Origin of the sequence: Colwellia sp. 12G3, assembly GCF_002836775.1 — a bacterium.
In the GTDB taxonomy this organism is placed as follows: domain Bacteria; phylum Pseudomonadota; class Gammaproteobacteria; order Enterobacterales; family Alteromonadaceae; genus Colwellia.
This window is the reverse complement of record NZ_PJAQ01000040.1, coordinates 1-2,542: the sequence shown is the minus strand read 5'-3', so window position 1 is coordinate 2,542 and position 2,542 is coordinate 1. Positions and strand designations below refer to the sequence as shown.

The window sequence follows — 2,542 nt, the reverse complement described above, 5'->3', positions numbered from 1 at the left end:
ACGTGTCCTTGTTGATTTTCTTGTTATGTGTGTTTTACATTAAACAATGAAGCGTACTTCACAAAGCCTTTTTTAGTAGAACCTGAATAGCCTACTTTATCAAAGAAGTTATGTGCTTCACTTCTTTGGCTAGAACTCAATAACATAATTTTTGAACAATTATTGATAACACAGATCTCTTCAACTTTACTTAAAAGCGCCTTACCTATCCCTTGTTTCTCTGATGTTTGTTCGACAATAATGTTCTCTATTAGTGCATATGGTTGTGTCTTATACATTGCATCAGGGCAGATGTTTAATTGAACTGTTCCGACTACAGCGCCACTTACTTCAGCAACTAACAAAAAATTGTTACCACTATCTCGGAAGAAGTTTATTTGCTCTTCAAGAACATGGACATTTCCATCTTGTGCAAGTGCCTCAAGTAATTTTTGAATACAGCAAATATCATATTGATTTGCTTCCCTAACAACGATAATAAAACTCCCAGTAATCGAACACACATAACGCCCCAATAAGGGGCTAAGTAATAGTTGGCTAAAATGTGTAGCGGAGCGAAACCTAGCCAACTGTTACGTGTCCCGCTTGATTGCCTTGTTAGTTGCTGCTTGTTAAAAGCACCATTTTTACAATAAGTTACCATGTTAAATGGATAAACGGAAGATGCAAAAAACGCAAACCCGCACTACACACTAAAACCTGATTTTGAGCCTTAGAAACTAAAATTTATTAGACTTAAAAAAGTGAAAGGCGAAAACTGGATTGGGCAAAGATGAAGTGATTATTTGAAGGCACTTCCATTGCCAAACCAAAGATTGAACCAGACACGAAACTACGTGTTAAACACTAAACTAGCAAATAAATAATACCGATTTAGTGCGTGCAACTAACGCCCTGTTAACAGGCAAAAAATAGTTGGTTAAAATTAGCGACGAAGGAGCAAAAACCAACTGTTTTTTGTCCTTGTTTAACAGCTTGTTATAAATACTTAACACCAAACTGTTTTGCTAATTCCTGTATTTGTTTTTTACTACCACCGACAATATGAGCGCAATAATTGTTGTCGCATAGTAACCTCAGCTTTGACATTGAAGTAGTTCCCACTGTTTCAGACAGCTCTGCGGTATAATAAGTAAGAGTACCTAACGTAGTGATTTTAAAATTGCTAATACCCTTTTCTGATTTTAATTCGTTGATTTTATTTGATTTGAACTCTGAAAAGATAAGGTTCATTTGAGAATAACCGCCAATATTTGACTCGCAGATATACTTAATTCGCTGAGAACTCAATGAGGGTTTAACGTATAAAATACATGATGATGGAAGCGTGATAATGGAGTCAAAAACCCTTATATTTACTCCAGTTTCTGATGCTGAAACTAAATTAGAAAAAAGTAAAAGAACAAATAAACTTAGATATTGCATCAAACCTCCATGTATTTATAACGCCCACGTTAAGGGGCTAAAAATTAGTTTGCTTAAATGTGAAGCGAAGCGGAACCGAGCAAACTGTTTTTAGTCCCGCTTTAACAGCTTGTTATGTGTTTAATGCCACCAAACTGTTTTACTTTAACCTCGTGATACCAATTAAAACACTAATGACACCACAAACCATACCTGCCCAAGCTTCAATAGGCGTATCCCCACTTAGTGTACGACTAATTTGAGAGCTAGCTGAATCATAAATATTGTAACCCCACATAGCTAAAGCAGCACCTGTAATAATGAGTACGATACCTAAAATTTTATTATTCATTGTCATTCCTAGTTGGTATAAATACAGTTGAATTACACTGATACCTATCTAAACACATAACGCCCTGTTAACAGGCAAAAAATAGTTGGTTAAAATTAGCGACGAAGGAGCAAAAACCAACTGTTTTTTGTCCTTGTTTAACAGCTTGTTAGTTTACAATTACGCTAACACTAATGAAAAAGCACTTAGCCAAATTAACTGAAAGCCATAAGAAATACGTTGATGAATTCCAGGGTTACTTTGAGATTTTACGGCTTTAGCCATAGCAAATAGATAATAAACAGCAGCGATAACAGAGCCAACTGAAAAAATACGGAAATATAGAGGGATAACTTCTGTTGTTGGACTTACCGCTACTAATATTGGTGCTACAACTAGCGAAAGTAACATAATAAAACCAGCCCAAGAATGTACCTTACAATTAAAAGTTGGATTCTTAGTAAATGGATCAGCGTCCATAGGAAAATACCCCGCTACCCATGTACCGATGCCATGAGCTATAACCAACCAACCCGCAATATTTATTAAAATTGAAACACTTGATAGCTGCGCCAAATACCAACCGAAAAAGCAAAAGAGAAAGCCTAGAGGGTAATTATTAATTAAGGGTGACAATTTTTCTGTTGGGCTGCCTGTTGCACCCAATTCACTACAGAATTGTTTAGAATGACTGTAACCATTATAAAATTGGCTTGCTACATAAACACCAATGAAGATCCAGATTGTTGCAATTAACCCTGAATAGATCGCAATACTTTCAAACACTACCAAAATCCTTTTTGTAAA

The 2,542-nt window shown here is 35.8% G+C and carries 4 protein-coding genes; all 4 read right to left on the bottom strand.

Features of this window, described 5'->3' with window-relative positions; all coding sequences use genetic code 11:
* Positions 1-23: 23 nt before the first annotated feature.
* Entirely contained in the window at positions 24-503 is a 480-nt protein-coding gene (locus CXF71_RS10115; protein ID WP_157826735.1) for a GNAT family N-acetyltransferase, read from the bottom strand.
* A gap of 475 nt (positions 504-978) precedes the next feature.
* Positions 979-1,425 carry a hypothetical protein gene (locus CXF71_RS10110; RefSeq protein WP_101232839.1) on the bottom strand — a complete coding sequence of 149 codons (447 nt, stop codon included), beginning with the start codon at positions 1,423-1,425 and terminating at the stop codon, positions 979-981.
* A 139-nt stretch (positions 1,426-1,564) separates the two neighbouring features.
* Positions 1,565-1,756: a DUF3185 family protein gene (locus CXF71_RS10105; protein ID WP_101232838.1), complete on the bottom strand. Its 192-nt coding sequence runs from the start codon at positions 1,754-1,756 to the stop codon at positions 1,565-1,567.
* Positions 1,757-1,915: 159 nt separating this feature from the next.
* Positions 1,916-2,521: a DUF998 domain-containing protein gene (locus tag CXF71_RS10100; RefSeq protein ID WP_101232841.1), complete on the bottom strand. Its 606-nt coding sequence runs from the start codon at positions 2,519-2,521 to the stop codon at positions 1,916-1,918.
* Positions 2,522-2,542: the final 21 nt, after the last annotated feature.